Source organism: Paenibacillus timonensis (assembly GCF_022427145.1).
GTDB lineage: Bacteria > Bacillota > Bacilli > Paenibacillales > Paenibacillaceae > Fontibacillus > Fontibacillus timonensis.
Genome location: NZ_JAKSXN010000010.1, coordinates 41,112 through 58,360 on the forward strand (window position 1 = coordinate 41,112; position 17,249 = coordinate 58,360).

Consider the following 17,249-nt stretch of genomic DNA (forward strand, 5'->3'; position numbering starts at 1 on the left):
CGTGGTTATGATAAAGGAAATGCTAGGATTGCGCGAAAGGAGAAGACGCCATATGAACGAATCGAGGCAACTGAACCCATCCATGCAACAATTGGCCAACCTCATCCAGCGTCATGCCCCGGCGGACGGCACGTATTCCACGCCCGTGCCCGCCTTAACTTTGCGGCATGCCACCAAGACGTCGGAACCGATGGAATCGGTGCACCAACCCTCTGTTTACATTGTGGCTCAAGGGGCGAAAACGGTCACCTTGGCGGACGAATCCTACCGGTATGATCCAACGACTTACCTGGTCGTGTCCGTGGAGTTGCCGATGATCGGCCGAATTGTCGAGGCTTCGCCGGAGGTGCCTTATCTAGCGTCAAAGCTTAGCTTCGACACGGATGTCGTTCTGGACATCGTCAAAGAGATGGGCGAGCCTTGCCAGCAGGACAGGGCAGAGGCAAGCCGGGGGCTTGCGGTCAATCGGGTATCGCCGGCCTTGCTCCAAGCCGTTGTGCGACTCCTGGAGCTGTTGGACACGCCTGAGGACATCCCGATTCTATCGCCGCTCGTGATCCGAGAAATCCTGTACCGCGTGCTTCAAGGCGAACAAGGCGCGCTCGTTCGCCAATTCGCGATGATCGGAAGCCATGCGCAAAGGATTGCCAAGGCCATTCAACGAATCAACCGGGAGTACGACTGCCCGCTGGCAGTCGATCAGCTCGCGGAGTCTGTTCATATGAGTACTTCGGCGTTTCATAAACACTTCAAACGGGTCACTTCCCTGAGTCCGTTGCAATACCAGAAAACGGTGCGCTTGCAGGAAGCGCGTCGGTTCATGCTGACCGAAGGGATGCTGGCCGCCGACGCGGCCTTCCGCGTAGGCTACGAGAGCCCGTCCCAATTCAGCCGGGAATACGCCCGGATGTACGGCCGGCCCCCTATGCTGGATATTCGGGAGCTTCGCGAGACGATTGCCGAAGTACCGCGCTGAGCCCTATCTGATGTGCTCATCCCTGACGGTTTTCAGATTGCCTTCGTTTTGTATTGTTGTTTTAACTTCCAAGTCCATTTTCAGACGGGGAAGATAATCGGTTCGCCAGTGGGCTAGCTTGTCCCTCGGGATCTTGGTGCGAAAATATTGACCCACGCCAAGGATGTCCGCCTCGTGCTCTTGAATGGACTTGAACATCTTGTTGAAACGCTCTGTCAACAGTTTCTCCAGCTCATCTTTAATCGTATCCACAGAAGGATCGCCCCTTGTCTCCAGGACGGACACTTTCAGGTTGATCTGGCTGCGCATATACGGGGCTCCGTCCTTCAGTGCGACGTGGTGTTTCGTGGAATTGCTGACGATCAACACGCTGGCGTGATTCATGACTTCGATTTTGCCATGCGCGCTTTCCTCGTCAAAGGCGTTCATCAGGAGGGTTTCATCCTCGGTAATCCGTCCGACCATCCGGCCGTTCCTGATAATGGCCGCTCCAACGTTCTCAATCACCGTGCTTGTTCCTGATTTAATGATCGGAATGGCGATATCCCGGGTATACGAATGGATGCTGCGAAAAATTTCCCAGGTTCGCGTTACCGCGACCGAGGGGCTCCAACCTGCGTTTTTTTCGAAAAAATTGTAAAGCACCGTTTGATTCGTGGATGAGTTTTCCTGCAGCTTGTTAAAAAACGTGCCCAGATCCTCGTCGCAAATGGCGACCATCGCTTTGGCCGAAATCTCGCGGGAACGCATGAAACTGGAGATGCTGTCCATCAGCCCTTCCTCGGCATATTTCCGTTCGAAGATGATCACTTTCAAATGCAGCAGGTCGACGCGGCTCTCCAAATTCGAGCTGATTTCGTCGACCACTTCCGTAATTGTCTGCCCGGTTCGCGTCACGAGCATGGAACGGGTCCCGTCTTGGCTGGATTGCGGAATGTCGAGAAATACCTTGTATTTAGAATCTTCCCGGGAAATCCCCATGACGATCGGCAGGGAACGGTGGTTGATGTCCCGGTTATCCCAGCAGCCGCCGAGGGCCAGGGTACAGCAGGCGACCAACGTGATTTTTAGTAGAAGGGGAAGGAGATTCATGTGGCAGCCGCTGCCTTTCGTCGGGAGAGTCTTCCCAAAACAAACACGGAAGAGGGAATCGTGATGTATACGTATATTCGCAACAAAGCGTTCAATCCAAATAGGGAGTCGACGTCCCGCCAATCGGGAATGTGAATGCCTCCGATAAAGGTCAGCAGAGACAACCCGATGACGATATAGGATGTTCGGATCGATTTGGGCACGCAGCGTCTCAAGATCTCCACATTGACCCAAGCCGTCAAAGCCGTAAACAACATCACGAACGTGACGGTGCAAAGCAGAAAAAACATCGTGATGCGGTCAAACATCAGCCAGGTGATGTCAATCGTATCGACCGCGACGATAAATGGAAAATGGTACTGAGAGGCCGTATCTTCCCCAAAGGTGAGGACCGGAATGTAGACGGCCAGAAGAAAGAACGGAAGTAGCGCGAGGCTCCACCAAACGATTTTTTTTCGGTTATAGGGGACTTTCGGCTGGATGAATCCCAGGTACATAAACCCGCCAAAAAACGCAAATGAGCTTTCCAGGTAATTCGGGTCGGAGAGAAACGAAAAACGGCTGTCCCATAAGGGGAAAATATAGTGCCAATCGATGTTTTGAAACGACATGCACAGGACGAAGGCGATCAACGGAAAGAAGATCAGGGCCATTAACACGCCGGTCCGAAAAAGGGCCTGCACACCCAGGGAGGTAATATACGTCGAAATGAGCAAGGTCAACAGCATGATTGCCCATAACGGCGTGTTGGATAGAAACACGAGGGAGATCGTTTCCGCATACGCCCGAATCGTTACCGTGGTCACCATAAACAAATAAACGAACAGCGGCAGCAGAAAAATCACGGCGACGGGCTTGCCGAATTGAATGTAAATGTCCAGTAGATTCTTGTTCTCGAACCGACTTAAACCTTTGGTATATAAAGCGACGAGGGTCCAGTGCAGCAGGAAGCCGAGCAGGATCGGTATCCAATGGGCGGCGTTGGCGCTGTCGATAATGTTCGTCGGAAAGATAAAAAAAATAAGCCCGATGTGGATCAAGATATGGACAACCACGACCTGCAGGCTTTTATCCATTCGAATCATCCTTTGGTTTGATGAAGTGCAAATAGGGGATGCCGTAGGTCGTCACGCTGGCCAAATAAGCGCAGATAATGACCAGACCGGACATGACGCCAAGAACGCCGTAAAGGGAAGCCAAAACCAGCGTGAGATATTTGAACAGGCGGATAGGCAGCGAATTTTGAAATCCGACCACGGCCGAGTTGGCAATGCTGGTGGCCGCCAGAATAATGATGAGCAAGCTGCTGACCAGCTTGGCTTCTACGACCGCTTGTCCTAATATAATCCCCCCGACCACGGTTAGCGTCGGTCCGACGCTTTTTGGCAGCCGGACGCTGGCGACGATGATGAGCTCGAGCACGATCAGCAGCAGCAGCGTCTCTATGAAAGCCGGGTACGGTACGCCGGAACGGCTCTCGGCGATGGTAAGCGCCAGCTCGATCCGGAGAACCTCCGGATTCACAGAGACGAGCGCCACGTAGAGGCCCGGCATGATGAGGTTGATCAAGATGCCGGCAATACGCAGCCCCCGAATCAGGTGCATGAACAGGATCGGGTAATTCCGATCGTTCTCCATCATGAACATATCGCCGATAAGTGCCGGAAGAATCATGGCGAATGGAAACCGATCGAGAAAGAGGACGACGCGGCCCTGACGAAGCGCATGGGCGGCCTCCATCGGCAGTTCGGTCGTGTAAAGTTTGGGTACGGCTTTCCAGGGCTGGAAGCCCAGCGCTTTGCATAGCCGCTGCAGGTTATAGAGATCCCAGCTCTTCTTGGCCTCAAGGCGTTCCGAAACCTCTTGGAGCAGAGCGGGTTCAACCTGGCCTTCCAAATACAATAAGGCCAGTTTACGGGGAGAGTTATTCCCGGCGAGGTAAACTTGGGTGCGTAACGACGCGGTGTTCAGCTCCCTTTTCAACAGGCCGATATTCGTTGCGAGATCATCGTTGAAGGCGCTGGCCGAGCCCTGCAGCACGTTTTCGTTTAAGGGTTGTTCGATGCTGCGAGTCAAGGTGATGGGGATCGGCACGACATCCAGATAGGTTTCGGGATCTTCATAGCAGATAATCAGATCTCCAGCCGTTAGTGCGGCGAGCAGGCGGGATTCGTCGGGCTCGGAAATCTTTTGGCCAAGCTTGTTTAGCACGGTTAACGCCGAAGCCGGGGACGAATGCGTATCCGAAGCGATATCGGGGTCCGCCTCCTGAACGCGGGACTGCAGATTCGCCCACGTTTTCGGCAGATCAACCAACGACTTAAACCCCATAATCCGGACAGGCGGTTCAGCCAAAATATGACCTTCGATAAAAAAATCGCCGTCCTGCTCAAAACGGTTGCGAATTTGGTCTGGAAGCTTCATAGGCGAATCCTCTTTCTCTATATGATTAACCCCATTATTTGTTGGAAGCATTGGGAATATGTATGTGTCACGCAAAAAGAACCCGGAAGCTTATGCTCCCGGGGCGTCCGTCTTCCAAACGGATGGCTAACGGTGCTCGATGAGGTCGATCGTCCCTAGCACGATATGGGCCAAACCGAATCCAAGCGCGCCGGTAGCGGCAAGCTTATACTTGCTTCCAAGCAGTGATGCGGCCGAAGCGGATACTACAGCTCCAAGAACGGTAGGAATTAATCCTTCGCGCATTTCACACACCCCTTTGGTTGGTTTGGAAAGACAACGTTATTCTAAGCAAAACAGGCATCGGCTATTCGCGCCAATGCCCGCTTCGTATTGTTATCCAAGCCTTCATGTACACGTGAAGACCGGCCTGTGTTCCTGCTTCGACTACAACAAACTGCCTGTTTCTAAAACAACAAAAGCCCTACCTCTCATTTGTCCTTGCGGCTCCGATGACCGCGCCAGTGTGAATCAGAAAAACGTCAAAATTCTTACTTTTATTGGGTCATTCAAATAGGAATTTCATACCGGAATGGTATAAGGAGAGTTATAATCTTTTGAGGAACTGCAACGTGGTCATAACAACTAATATATTATTATACTTTGAATTATTAAAAAATGCAATACTTATCCATAAAATCCCTTCTAAAGTGATGATTTTGTGAAACCCCGGGAAATCCACATCGGGTGAGACAATTGTCACACTGGAGTAGGGAAGGCACCATGTATAATGAGTTCATCTAAGATTTATATAATCAAAAAATAAGGGAGTTTGCCATGAAACGCGGAGATATCCTGTTGATCGGGCTCATCGTCGCCATCGCGTTGGTGTTCTTGGTGCCGAGATGGCTTGGCGATTCAAGTGAAAACAATCACAACAATGTGGACCGGGTAGCGAGAATCACGGTTGACGGGAAGCTGTTCAAAACGGTTCAGTTAACCGGGGAAGAACAGACCGTGGACATCCAAACGGAGTACGGTTACAACATTTTGAAGGTGCATGATTACGGCATTGAGATGATCGACGCCGACTGCCCGGACAAATTGTGCCTGACCTTCGGGTTTATCGACCGGAACGGCGGGACGATCGTATGCCTACCACATAAATTAATGGTCGAAGTGGTATCCTCGGGAGAAGGAGACGATGTCGATGCGCTCGTTAAATGAACAATCCAATCTCATGTTAAAAAGAACGGTGATCGTGGCGATTTTCGCGGCGGTGGCGGTCGTGCTCAGCCTGGTGGAATCCGTCATTCCGGTGAACATGAGCGTGCCGGGGGCAAAGCTGGGGTTAGCCAATATTATGGTGCTGACTTGCCTCTATTTTCTGCGGGCTCGCGACGCCTTGATGATGGTGCTGCTGAAGACGCTGCTGACCGCATTTATTTTCGGGACTTTTTCCAGCTTCCTATTCAGTATTATGGGGGCGTTGTTCAGCTTTGCAGCGATGTGGTTCCTGCTGTTGGTCGGCCGGAAGCGGCTGAGTGTGATCGGGATCAGCATCGTGGGGGGGATTGCCCATAATATCGGGCAATTGACGGCGGCGGCACTGTACTTCAACACGTCGAAAATTTTCTATTACTTGCCGATGCTGTTGATTATGGGGGTCCTTACCGGGATTGCGGTCGGGATTGCCGTGAGATATTTGATTCCGTCGCTGTCGAAGCTGTCTTTATTTGAAGGTTTTCTGGCGGAAACGGCTTAAGCCGGGGGAGGCCCCGCGCTTCATTCCTGAGGGGGTAGAGAGAAATGGGCGAAACCGGATGGGCTTATGAGCTTCGGGAGGTTTCCTTCGCGTATCACCCGGCGCATCCCGTACTTCATGAAATCACGCTGAGCATCCCTTCGGGCAGTTGGGTATCGCTGGTGGGGCCAAACGGCTGCGGCAAATCGACGTTGGCCAAATTACTGGGCGGACTACTGGCCGTTAACGGCGGCACCATTGTCGTGGAAGGAACCCGGCTGGACCGGGATACGGTTTCGCAGCTGCGTCCGCGGATCGGGATGGTGTTTCAAAATCCGGATAATCAATTTATCGGTGCCACCGTTGAAGAGGATATCGCCTTTGGCTTGGAGGGGCGGAACTTGCCGCGGGAGGAAATGGTGAGCCGCGTGCGGGAATATGCGGATAAATTGCAAATCGGCCATCTGCTGTCCAAACATCCCGCCGAGCTGTCGGGGGGGCAAAAACAGCGGGTGGCCGTCGCTTCGATATTGGCGATGGAACCGGGCATCGTGATCTTCGACGAGGCTTCTTCGATGCTGGACGAGAAAGCTCGCGGAGAGCTGCTAGCTATCCTGCGGGACATGAAACAAAGCGGCCGTTACACGATGGTATCGATCACCCATGATGCCGATGAGATCCTGGCGTCCGACCGGGCAATCGTGCTGGGCGGCGGGGCGGTAGCCGCCGACCTGACGCCGGGCGAGCTATTTCGCGATGAGGTGCTGCTTTCCGCTTGTCGATTGATCGCCCCATATCGGATTAGACTGCAGCAGGAGCTGGAGCGGCGGGGAGTGCCGTTTCCAGCCGGCTTCGGACTGGACGGCGAAGAGGAGGCGGATCTCTGATGGCCATTGAGTTCGAGCAAGTCAGCTTTGCCTATGACGAGCGCAGCCTATGGCGCCACAGCGCATTGGAAGAGGTCGACTTGCGCTTGGGGGACGGCGTGTTTGCCGGGATTGCCGGCGCCTCCGGATCGGGCAAATCCACGTTGCTGCAGCATTTTAACGGCATCCTGAAGCCGACGGGCGGCAAGGTGCGCGTCCTGGACGTGACGATGGAGGCCGGCGGCAAGATGCCGCCGATGCGGGAGCTGCGGCGCCGGGTCGGACTCGTCTTCCAGTTCCCCGAGCAGCAACTCTTCGAGGACACGGTGGAGAAGGATCTATGCTTTGGGCCGCTCAATTTCGGTTGTTCTTTAGATGAAGCGAAGGGGCGAGCCAGCCGCGCGTTGGCGCAGGTCGGGCTGGATGATACGTTCCTCAGCCGAAACCCGTTCCACCTCAGCGGAGGCCAGATGCGCAAAGTGGCGATCGCTTCAGTGCTGGCGATGGAGCCGGACGTGATCGCCCTCGACGAACCGACGGCAACGCTGGACCCGCAAAGCCGGGCCGAATTGGCCGAAATGCTGTCGCGGCTGCACCGCGAAGCGGGAAAAACGGTGATCGTGGTGACGCACCGGATGGAGGAAATGCTTCCGTACGCGGAGCAGTGGATCGTGATGAAAGAAGGGCGCAAATCGTTTCAGGGCAGCGCGGCGGAGCTGGCACGAGAGGCATCGCGCCTGGAGGCCGAAGGACTGGCGATTCCGGCATGCATCCGCTACTGGAACAAGGCGGCGGAGCAATACGGCTTGACGGGCGAGCCGCCATGCCTGACGGCGGAGGCGCTGGCCGAGCGGTTGGCACGGCTGTCGGAGGACCGGCGGACGGCAACCGCCCAGGCGGAAGAGGCGGTCCCGGCCGGAGCTCCCGGGGAAGGAGGCGGTGGACATGCGCAATAAACTGTTGTTCGGTCGCAGCATCGATACCGGCTCCTGGGTGCATGCCGTTGACCCGCGGGCCAAGCTGACCGGGATGGTGCTGTATTTGGTCGCGATCGTGGCGGTGGGCTCCTGGCCCGCTTTGGCTGTGGCTGCCGCATTTTCGATCTGCTATATGCTGTCGACCAAGATCCCGCTGAAGTATTATCTGAAGGCGGCCAAACCGCTGTGGGTCCTGATGGTATTCATCTTCGTCGTTCAATGCTTGACGGTCGAGTCGGGGGCGGCGCTCTGGCGCATCGGCTCCTGGACCCTGTACAGCGGAGGGGTCAGCAGCGGGCTGATCGCCGCTTTCCGCATGGGGCTGCTGGTGTCTTTCACCGCGATCCTGACGTTTACGACGACGCCGGGGCTGTTGAATCAGGGTCTCAGCGGCGTGTTGAAGCCGCTGCGGCGGGTCGGCATTTCGTCCGAACGCCTAACGCTGATGATGAGCATTGCGCTGCGCTTCATTCCGACGATTCTGGACGAAACGCACAAAATCCTGAAAGCGCAGGCCGCCCGCGGCGCGGACCTGAAGGAGCTGCCTTGGAAGGAGAAGGGGCGCATGCTGGTATCGCTGCTCGTTCCGGTCACGGTCAGCGCTTTCCGCCGGGCAGAAGAACTCGTCTTGTCCATGGAGTCCCGCGGCTATACGATCGGCGCGCCGCGCTCGGAATACCACCTGCTGGCCTGGAAGGGACGGGACACCTGGTTTGTGGTGTCCTATGTGATTCTAGCGGCGGCAGCCGTGGTTTACCGTTTGATTTGAACTGGTGCCTGGGCTTTGCAATGCGCGGTGTGCGCCTGCATGGCACTCTGCACCTAGGTTTACAGCTTGTGCACTAGGGTTGCGCCTTGCGCCCCTTTGCAACACCCAGCACCCAGGCTTGCTTGCCTTCCTCTGCGCGGATTGTTGTATGAAATACAACATTTGGGGTGGGCAAGCAACGAAAGTCGGCGGAATGTTGTATTTCATACAACATTTTTACGGAAAACACTCGCAGGGGCGCTGAAATGCTGTAGTTTCTGCAACATTTTTGCTAAAAACGCTCGGGAAGCCACTGAAATGTTGCAGTTTTTACAACATTTTGGCCCAACCCACCGGAATAGCCGTGAAAATGTTGTACAAAATGCAAGGTTCTCCGCAAATGAAAGATGCAGATAGAGTTGGATGGGATAGGTTGATAGGTTGATAGGTTGATAGGTTGGCCATTTAATCATGTGAGGGGGAAACGACTGTGGCACGTTTTTTTAATGGGAAAGAAGTCGAGCTGCTTGCGCCCACGGGGACGTTTGAAATTTTCAAAGAAGTGATTGGAGAGAACTGCGACGCGGTTTATTTCGGGGGGCCCAGCCTGAATATGCGCTTGATGCGCAAAGGCTTCAACTTCAGCCTGGAGGAAATTACGGAGGCGGTCAAAATCGCGCACGGCCTTGGCAAAAAAGTGTACGTCACCGTCAACAATCTATTAAACGAAGGCGAGTTGGACGAAGCGCGGGCGTATTTGCGTTTCTTGGAATCGGCGGGTCCGGATGCGATTATCGTGCAGGACTTCGCCGTTTTGTCGTTGATCCGGGAAATGGGACTTAACATTAAGGTGCATTCCTCCGTCATGATGAACGTGCATAACGTGGAAATGGTTCGCGCTTTGCAAGAGATGGGAGTGACCCGCGTCGTCACGTCGCGAGAGATGGATCTGATGACGACCCGCTATCTGCAACAAGCAACCGGCATGGAGCTGGAATACTTCGTACATGGGGATATGTGCTCGGTGCATGGGGCGAACTGTTACTTTAGCTCCATGGTGTTCGGCATGAGCAGCAACCGGGGCAAATGCCTGAAGCCATGCCGCTGGGATTACCGCGTGAAAAAAGACGGCAACGTCTATCCGGCGGAATACCCTCTGGCCGTCAAAGACATGTTCATGTACGAGCATATCCCGGAGCTGATCCACGGCGGCATCACCTCCTTCAAAATCGAAGGACGCATGCGCGACGCCGCGTTCGTCGTCATGCTCGTGAAAGCCTACGGAGACGCGATCGACCGTTATATTAACGATCCGGTCGGCTTCGACCGCAGCCGCGACACGAAGCTGCTGTACGAAAATCGCAAACGCGATTTCTCGACCGGGTACGCGTTTGGCCGGCCGGGATTGTCCAACATCAACCGGCGGTATGAAGGTACGGGCAAGTTCTACAGCACGGGCAAAGTCTTCAGCACCCCGACGGAAGAGCGGGAGCTTGGCGAGAAGCGCGTAGAAGCAATCCGCCAGGCGCTTGTGGCCGTCGGCGACGAGAAGGGCATGACGGGGAACAATGGCGCTCCGGTTGGCGTATCCGTGCATGTCAACAACATGGCGCAAGCCAAAGCCGCGCTGGAAGCGGGTGCCGACCATCTCTATCTGTCGGGCGACGTGTTCGAGCCGGATCGTCCGTTTACGAAGGAAGACGTGAAGGAGCTGGCGGCGTTGAAAGGGAACGCCAAGCTCTATCTCGGTTTGCCGCGGATGATGACGGAGCAGCATTTCGACCTCTATGAAGGGCTGTTGTTCGGCGAGCGCCTGCCGATTGACGGCCTGATGGTCACGAATCTCGGTGCCATCCGCAAGTTTGCCGGCAAAGGCTACCCGGTGGTGGGGGATTTCAATCTGAACGTGTACAACCGGCTGTCGGCCGAATTTTACCGTGGTCTTGGCGTTGGACGGTTGACTGCGTCGATGGAGCTTCCTCTGAAGGATCTGACGGGGCTGCTGGCTCATGCGCCGGGACCAATTGAGGCCATCGTGCACGGTTCGCCGGCGATCATGTATATGGAGCATGACCTGTACGAGAACGCGGAGGTGTACCAAGCCATCGCCGAGGAAGATAATCACTACGTCGACAACAGCATTTTGGTGCTGAAAACGGATAAAGGCGAAAACCCGGTTTATCGGGACGTCCATGGCCGCAACCATTTGATGATGGCCAAGGAATTGTGCTTGATGCCGGTCGTAAAAGAGCTGCTAGCGGCAGGCTTGTCCGTGTTCCGTATCGAAGGTGCCACCTACAAGCCGGCGCAGTTGGCCGAGATCGTGCGTGCCTACAAAGCGGCGCTGGCCGATCCGGAATCGGCCGGGGAACAGTTTGCCCGGTTGACGCCGGTGTATGCCGGATACACGCTGGGCGCGCTGCAGTTTGACGGCGGCAGCGCCAGCGGGGCAGCAGGCGCTGGAGCTAGCGAAGCGGGAAATGCGGCGGAAGAGGATGCCGCTGCCGGCGCGCAAGCGGAAGTCGCGGCAAGCCAAGCCTAACGGCGGAAAGGAAGCGAAGGGACATGCAGAGCTATATCGGACCGGAACAAGTGTTGAAGAAGCGGGAGCAGTATTTTTATCCATGCACCAGCCACTTTTATCGGAATCCGCCGCAGCTGGTGAAGGGGGGAATGCAGTATTTGTTCGGGCATGACGGCAAGCGGTACACCGACTTTTTTGCCGGCGTGTCGGTGGTGGCCAGCGGCCACTGCAACCCGGAAATCGCCGAGCGGACGGCCGAGCAGCTGCGAACGCTGCAGCATACGTGCACAATCTATTTGACGCAGCCCAACGTGGATTTGGCGGAGCGGCTGGCCGGCGTACTGCCGGGCGGACTGCGCCGGACATTCTTCGTCAACAGCGGCTCGGAGGCGAATGAAGGCGCCCTGCTGCTGGCCCGCATGCATACGGGGCGGCGGGGCTTCCTGGCGCTGGAGCAGGGGCTTCACGGCCGGACGTACCTGACGATGAGCGTGACCGGTCTCCAAATGTGGCGGACTGATCCACAGTTGGCCCAGGACACGGACGTCACATTTATTCCCCGGCCGTACGAGCGGGGCCTTAGCGCCGATGAGGCGGCACGCCGCTCCCTCGCGGCCCTGGAGGCGGCGCTGGCGGAGAAAGGCGATACCATCGCCGCGATGATCGCCGAGCCGATCCAGGGCAATGCCGGCATCGTCGCGCCGGCGGACTGGTATTTCGCTGAAGTGAAGCGCCTGCTGGAGCAGCACGGCGTGCTGCTCATCGCCGATGAAATTCAGACCGGGTTCGGCCGGACGGGCCGGATGTTCGCCATGGACCGGTACGGCGTCACGCCGGACATCCTGACGATGGCCAAAGCGCTCGGCAGCGGCATCCCGGTGGCGGGCTTCGCCACCACCGATGAGATCGCGGCCAGCCTGAACCGGCCATCCGCCTCCACGTTCGGCGGCAACCCCGTCTCGTCCGTGACCGCGCTCGCGGTCCTGGACTACATCGAGGCGCATCGCCTGCCCGAGCGGGCCGAGCGCCTCGGCGAGCTGCTGCGCGGCGGCTTGACGCGCCTCGCCGCGCGGTTCCCGCAGCACGTCTCCGAAGTGCGCGGCGCGGGGCTGATGCTCGGCGCGGAGCTCTGCGCCGAGGAGCCCGAGCGCGGCGCGAAGCTCACCGACGACGTGCTGGAGGCGATGCTGGACCGCGGCTATATCATCGGCAAGAACGGCGTGAACCGCAACGTTCTGGCCTTCCAGCCGCCGCTGGTCATCGCCGAGGACGACGTGCGCGGCATGCTGGACGCGCTCGAGGCCGTGCTGGCGGAGTTGGCGTAACGGCGCCAGCCCGGCAGCCAGCTTCAGCCCCAGCCACAGGCTGAAATAGCGGTAAATAATACCCTTATTTCACCGCTCCCGGCCTCCGGTCGCCCAAATAGCGGTAAAAAGTACCCTTATTTGCCGCCGATGCCGGGAAAACCCGCCGTTGGGCGCGAAATAAGGGTAGAAAATACCGCTAATTCAGCCAAACCGGCGGTTAACTGGATAAATAGCGGTATATTTTACCGCTATCTGGATGGCGGCGACGGTGTAGGGGCGGGGGAACTGAGGCTTCATGCAGAATGCTTTTGAAGGAGAGTGACCATCCCATGGAAGTAGCCCGTAAAATCGGCACCAAAATCCGGTTGTACAGCGAATTGGTGATGTTTTCGCATACGTTGTTTTCGCTGCCCTTCGCCATCATCTCGATGATCTGGGCAGCGGAGGGATTCCCGTCGTGGCGCGTGATGCTGTGGGGGCTGATCGCCTTAATCGGCGCGCGAAACGGCGCAAACGCCTTTAACCGCGTGGTGGACCGCGTCTTTGATGCGCAAAACCCGCGCACCGCGCATCGCCACCTGCCGCGGAAGCTGTTGGAGTCGAAGGAGGTGCTGGCGTTCGTCGCGGTCAACTATGCGATCTTTATTTTTGCCGCGGGGATGTTGAATGCGCTGTGCCTGATCCTGTCGCCGGTCGCCATCTTCCTGATTTCATCCTACTCATATACCAAGCGGTTTACGTATCTCAGCCATTTGTACCTGGGCTTTACGATCGCTTCGGCTCCGATCGGCGCTTGGTTCGCCGTCACCGGCCAGTTCGCGTTTACGCCGTTTATTCTCGGCACGATCGTCATGCTGTGGATTGCCGGGTTTGACATCATCTACGGCTCGCAGGACATCGACTTTGACCGCAGCCACGGCCTTTGGTCCATTCCCAGCGCGTTTGGACTGAAGAACGGCTTGCGCATCGCGGCCGGCTTGCATTTCATCATGGTCCTGCTGCTGATCGCGTTAATCCCGATCCGCCAGCTGGGGTGGCTTTATATCACGGGAATCATCCTGGCCATCCTGCTGCTGATGACGGAACACAAAATCATCAAGCCGTCGAACCGAAAACGCATGAACGTGGCCTCCTACAATTTAAACCAGGTCATCAGCATGGTCATCCTGTTCTTTGCCCTTGCCGATTACTTCCTGTTGTAAACCGGCTGCGTGCCGTATAGACGTCAGACCCCCGCCCAGACATGCATGGGCGGGGGTGTTCGCGTACAACGAAAAAATCCCTTCGCGCGACCAAGCCGGCAAGGGATTGAAAAATTAAGAACTTATGTTCGATTTATGGCACATCGCAAATAGGAGGGCCCTTATTCGATTTTCATATTATTAGTATAAAACAGCCGCGAAGATAAGTCTATATTTTCCTATCGCGATCCCTTATAGTGGGGTTACCCGGCCGGGAACACGTTCACGAAATGAAGGAGGAGCACGTGCAGTTACGTATCTGGGATGCCAATTTGAAAATCAGATTAGTGGGAGAGGCGCTCTTTAACCTGCTGTTCTGGATGTACTTCCCGTTTATCGCCGTCTATTTCGGATCCGCGTTGGGAAATCGCATGGCCGGTCTATTAATGGCTGTGCCCCCGCTCTTTAGCATGCTCGGCAACCTGGTGGGAGGGGCGCTTTCGGACCGGATCGGACGCCGTCCGGTGATGCTGGCCGGCGCCTTGATTCAGGCGCTGATGTTCGTCCTGTTTGCGGTTTCTTCCTCCCATTGGCTCGAATACCTCGCTTACATCGGCATCGGGCTGGGAGGCGCGGCCTACAGGCCGGCTAGCTCAGCGATGGTGGCCGATCTGGTTCCTGCCGAACACCGCAGGCAGGTGTTTGCGACGTTTACGACGGCGAACAATTTGGGGGCGGTACTCGGACCTGCCCTGGGAGCCGTATTCTTTTTCCGATATCGGCAAGAGCTGTTGTGGACCTGTGCGGGGATCCTGCTGCTTTACTATATCGCGATCTATATGATGGTTCGAGAGACGAGGCCGCTTGCAACCGGGGGGGAGCAGGCGCAGTCCGTGTCTCTTCCCCGGTTGTTGAAAGAGCAGTGGGAAGGATACGGCGTCATTCTCCGCGATCGGGTGTTTCTCGTCTATCTGCTGGCCGGAGTCTTTGCCCTCGTGCCGATCATGCAGCTGGATTTATATTTGGCGGTCTATTTATCCAATGACGTACCGGCCCAGGCGTTGTTTCATTGGAACGGGGGCGGCTTGACGTTGTCGGGGAAGGAGATTTACGGCTGGATCCTCGGGTTTAACGGACTCTTGTTCGTCTTGTTCGTTCTCCCGATCACCAAATGGCTTCGTCATTGGAAGGAACGGGATATATTTGTGATGTCCGCACTGCTCTCCGGAGGAGGTACCTTTGCCGTCGGACTGAATCCGCAGATCTGGTACCTGTTTACGGTAACCGTTTTGTTTACCTTCGGAGAAATGGTCAGGATGCCGGTTACGCAAAGCTTTATTAGCCGTTATGCGCCGGAGCGGGCGAGGGGGCAGTATATGGGGGCGGACAACCTGCAATATACCTTTGGCCGGATGCTGGCGCCGGTGACCATCACCCTGTCGGCCTGGCTGCCCCCTATGGGCGTGTTTACGGTCATCTTGGCCTTCGCCCTCGTCAGTGTTGCGTTTTATCTTCAGCTCTACCGCATGTCTCCCGAGCCCGAAGCCCCTTCTTCGGGAACCTCTTAGTCGCTTATAGACGCAAAAAAAGCGTGAACCGCAAGGGCATTCCTCCCTGAGGTTCGCGCTTTTTCGTATGGATTACTTCTCCCGGCCGCCAAAATAATTCAGCAGCGCCTGCAGATCGCGGTGCGCCGGATAATGGCCCAGACGATCGATGATGTCTTGCGCCTCGCTCAGGTACCGGCGGCTCAACTCCTCGGTTTGTTCAAGCGCGCCGCTCGCTTGGATTGCCGCTACAACGGCGTCAACTTCGTCTATGGGGCTGTCTGCCGTAATCGCCCGGATCGATGGCGCAAGTGCCACATCCTGCAGGGCATAGAGGACGGGGAGCGTGACCTGGCCGCTGCGCAGGTCGCTGCCGGCCGGCTTGCCCAGCTTCTCTGCGGATTGGGTGAAGTCGAGCACGTCGTCGCGAATTTGGAACGACATGCCAAGCTTTTCGCCGAAGGTGTACAGCAGTTCCGCCGTCTCCGCGTCCGCACCGGCGGCTTTCGCGCCGATCTGCAGGCAGGTCGCCATGAGTTGGGCGGTTTTGTTCTTCGACTTCTCCAAGTACTCCGAAATCGTCACGTCGTAATCAAACAAATGAGAGAGCTGTTGATATTCGCCCAAGCATAACTTCGTTGTCGCCATGGAGGAGAGATCGTAAACGAATTTCTCCCGTTCCGCGGAATACACGGAGATCAGCTCGATGACTCTGGCGGACATATAGTTGCCGACATGCAACGCGCCGCTGACGCCCAGCTTGATATGCATCGCCTTCTGGCCGCGCCGCATCGGCGAATCGTCGATGATGTCGTCATGGATGAGGGACGCGGCGTGAATGAATTCCGCGGCGGCTGCAAGCCGCCATACCTTCTTCGGATCGGGTTCGGGGCCGAAGCGGCTGCCAACGATGACCATTAGGGGACGAACCCGTTTGCCGCCCGAACGGACCAATTCCACGATGCTCTTGGCAAGCTGGGAGGATCGGGGGACGTCACGGTCGTATTTCACCATATTCTCAATTTCCCGATCGACCGTTTTCAACGAGATGTTCAACGATTCCTCAAGCTTCATGGCGATCCCTCCTGGATATGGGTTAGCGGAATTCGGATTTGTAACGGATTGCGAGCCTTCCGTCGCGGAGCTACGCTACGCGCCCCTAGGTTTTACATCGCCTTGGTGGCGGTGCTGCGGTTGTTCTCCAACTGCAGGAACAGTTCCCAGGCTTTGAGCAAGCGTTCGTCCTCGGAGCGTCCCTCGACGCGTTTGATTTGCAGTTGCTTGATGATCGGAGCAAGATGCGTAAGCAAGTCGAACTCCTCCCATTTCAGGCATAGCTCAACGTAAAAACTGTATAGGTAGTCGCCGTCCAACACCTTGCGGGTCAGCGTTTCGCCGGGAGCGAGGGAGCTGCATTCGCTGTGGCGTTGAAGAGCGAGCTTGATTGCGATGTAAATGGATAAACGTTGGCACTGGCGTAACGCCGACAAGTCGTATTGCTCCAGCAGAATTGCCAGCGGGATAACTTCCTCTTGCGGTAAATCTAACTTAATGCCGGCCTCGGGCGATAGTTCGCCCTGCAATAAGCGATAAGCGTCTTGGATGAGCACATCAATCACACTCCTTAAAGAGGTAGTTCAAAAAGTCATCTTTCGATCACGAAGCAAGAACAGGTAGCGTATCCGGCAGCGAATCTTGAATTCAGCCGGGCCAAAGCTTATGCTTCCGAAGCATGTTTCCGACGGAAACATTTCAGCTGTTCACGTACCCCAATCGTACGCTCCGCTACTCAGCCCCTAGCTTCATCCAACCTTCTTGGTGCTCAACTCCTGACTTTTTGAACTTGCACCTTAAAAGCAGGTAGGCTTGCAGGGACCCTGACAC

16 protein-coding genes are annotated in these 17,249 nt (G+C 56.1%); 10 read left to right on the forward strand and 6 right to left on the reverse strand.

Going from position 1 to position 17,249, the window contains the following annotated elements; all coding sequences use genetic code 11:
• Window positions 1-52: 52 nt before the first annotated feature.
• Window positions 53-976 carry an AraC family transcriptional regulator gene (locus tag MJ257_RS05615; protein WP_240268311.1) on the forward strand — a complete coding sequence of 308 codons (924 nt, stop codon included), beginning with the start codon at window positions 53-55 and terminating at the stop codon, window positions 974-976.
• A gap of 3 nt (window positions 977-979) precedes the next feature.
• On the opposite strand, the gene MJ257_RS05620 is transcribed toward MJ257_RS05615, so the two are convergent.
• The 4 genes from MJ257_RS05620 to MJ257_RS05635 form a co-directional block, all read right to left on the reverse strand.
• Window positions 980-2,068, reverse strand: coding sequence for a Ger(x)C family spore germination protein (locus tag MJ257_RS05620; RefSeq protein WP_240268312.1), 1,089 nt, complete (start codon window positions 2,066-2,068; stop codon window positions 980-982).
• A complete protein-coding gene (locus MJ257_RS05625; protein WP_240268313.1) occupies window positions 2,065-3,144 on the reverse strand; it encodes a GerAB/ArcD/ProY family transporter in 1,080 nt (359 codons plus the stop codon). The genes MJ257_RS05620 and MJ257_RS05625 overlap by 4 nt, the downstream gene beginning before the upstream one ends.
• Entirely contained in the window at window positions 3,137-4,492 is a 1,356-nt protein-coding gene (locus MJ257_RS05630) for a spore germination protein (RefSeq protein ID WP_240268314.1), read from the reverse strand. The genes MJ257_RS05625 and MJ257_RS05630 overlap by 8 nt, the downstream gene beginning before the upstream one ends.
• 126 nt (window positions 4,493-4,618) lie before the next feature.
• Window positions 4,619-4,777, reverse strand: a complete 159-nt coding sequence (locus tag MJ257_RS05635) for a hypothetical protein (protein ID WP_055106627.1) — start codon at window positions 4,775-4,777, stop codon at window positions 4,619-4,621.
• Window positions 4,778-5,308: 531 nt separating this feature from the next.
• Between MJ257_RS05635 and MJ257_RS05640 the strand changes: the two genes are divergently transcribed.
• The 9 genes from MJ257_RS05640 (at window position 5,309) to MJ257_RS05680 (ending at window position 15,386) form a co-directional block, all read left to right on the forward strand.
• Complete coding sequence (locus MJ257_RS05640; RefSeq protein ID WP_240268315.1) at window positions 5,309-5,698, forward strand: NusG domain II-containing protein; 390 nt, start codon at window positions 5,309-5,311, stop codon at window positions 5,696-5,698.
• Window positions 5,682-6,236 carry a Gx transporter family protein gene (locus MJ257_RS05645; RefSeq protein ID WP_193416659.1) on the forward strand — a complete coding sequence of 185 codons (555 nt, stop codon included), beginning with the start codon at window positions 5,682-5,684 and terminating at the stop codon, window positions 6,234-6,236. The genes MJ257_RS05640 and MJ257_RS05645 overlap by 17 nt, the downstream gene beginning before the upstream one ends.
• A 44-nt stretch (window positions 6,237-6,280) precedes the next feature.
• Window positions 6,281-7,102 carry an ATP-binding cassette domain-containing protein gene (locus MJ257_RS05650; protein ID WP_240268316.1) on the forward strand — a complete coding sequence of 274 codons (822 nt, stop codon included), beginning with the start codon at window positions 6,281-6,283 and terminating at the stop codon, window positions 7,100-7,102.
• Window positions 7,102-8,037, forward strand: a complete 936-nt coding sequence (locus tag MJ257_RS05655) for an energy-coupling factor transporter ATPase (protein ID WP_240268317.1) — start codon at window positions 7,102-7,104, stop codon at window positions 8,035-8,037. Before MJ257_RS05650 ends, MJ257_RS05655 begins: the two co-directional genes overlap by 1 nt.
• A complete protein-coding gene (locus MJ257_RS05660) occupies window positions 8,027-8,827 on the forward strand; it encodes an energy-coupling factor transporter transmembrane component T family protein (protein WP_240268318.1) in 801 nt (266 codons plus the stop codon). Before MJ257_RS05655 ends, MJ257_RS05660 begins: the two co-directional genes overlap by 11 nt.
• A 469-nt stretch (window positions 8,828-9,296) precedes the next feature.
• On the forward strand, window positions 9,297-11,348 hold the full coding sequence (locus MJ257_RS05665) for a peptidase U32 family protein (RefSeq protein WP_240268319.1): 2,052 nt from the start codon (window positions 9,297-9,299) through the stop codon (window positions 11,346-11,348).
• Window positions 11,349-11,371: 23 nt separating this feature from the next.
• The gene (locus tag MJ257_RS05670) at window positions 11,372-12,655 is read left to right on the forward strand and encodes an aspartate aminotransferase family protein (RefSeq protein WP_240268320.1); all 1,284 of its coding nucleotides are present in this window, start codon (window positions 11,372-11,374) and stop codon (window positions 12,653-12,655) included.
• 311 nt (window positions 12,656-12,966) lie between these two features.
• Window positions 12,967-13,839: a UbiA-like polyprenyltransferase gene (locus MJ257_RS05675; RefSeq protein ID WP_240268321.1), complete on the forward strand. Its 873-nt coding sequence runs from the start codon at window positions 12,967-12,969 to the stop codon at window positions 13,837-13,839.
• Between the two features lie 284 nt (window positions 13,840-14,123).
• Complete coding sequence (locus tag MJ257_RS05680; protein ID WP_240268322.1) at window positions 14,124-15,386, forward strand: MDR family MFS transporter; 1,263 nt, start codon at window positions 14,124-14,126, stop codon at window positions 15,384-15,386.
• Between the two features lie 72 nt (window positions 15,387-15,458).
• Here the strand turns inward: MJ257_RS05680 and MJ257_RS05685 are convergent, their stop codons facing one another.
• Complete coding sequence (locus tag MJ257_RS05685; RefSeq protein ID WP_240268323.1) at window positions 15,459-16,439, reverse strand: polyprenyl synthetase family protein; 981 nt, start codon at window positions 16,437-16,439, stop codon at window positions 15,459-15,461.
• Window positions 16,440-16,531: 92 nt separating this feature from the next.
• Complete coding sequence (locus tag MJ257_RS05690; RefSeq protein WP_240268324.1) at window positions 16,532-16,975, reverse strand: hypothetical protein; 444 nt, start codon at window positions 16,973-16,975, stop codon at window positions 16,532-16,534.
• Window positions 16,976-17,249: the final 274 nt, after the last annotated feature.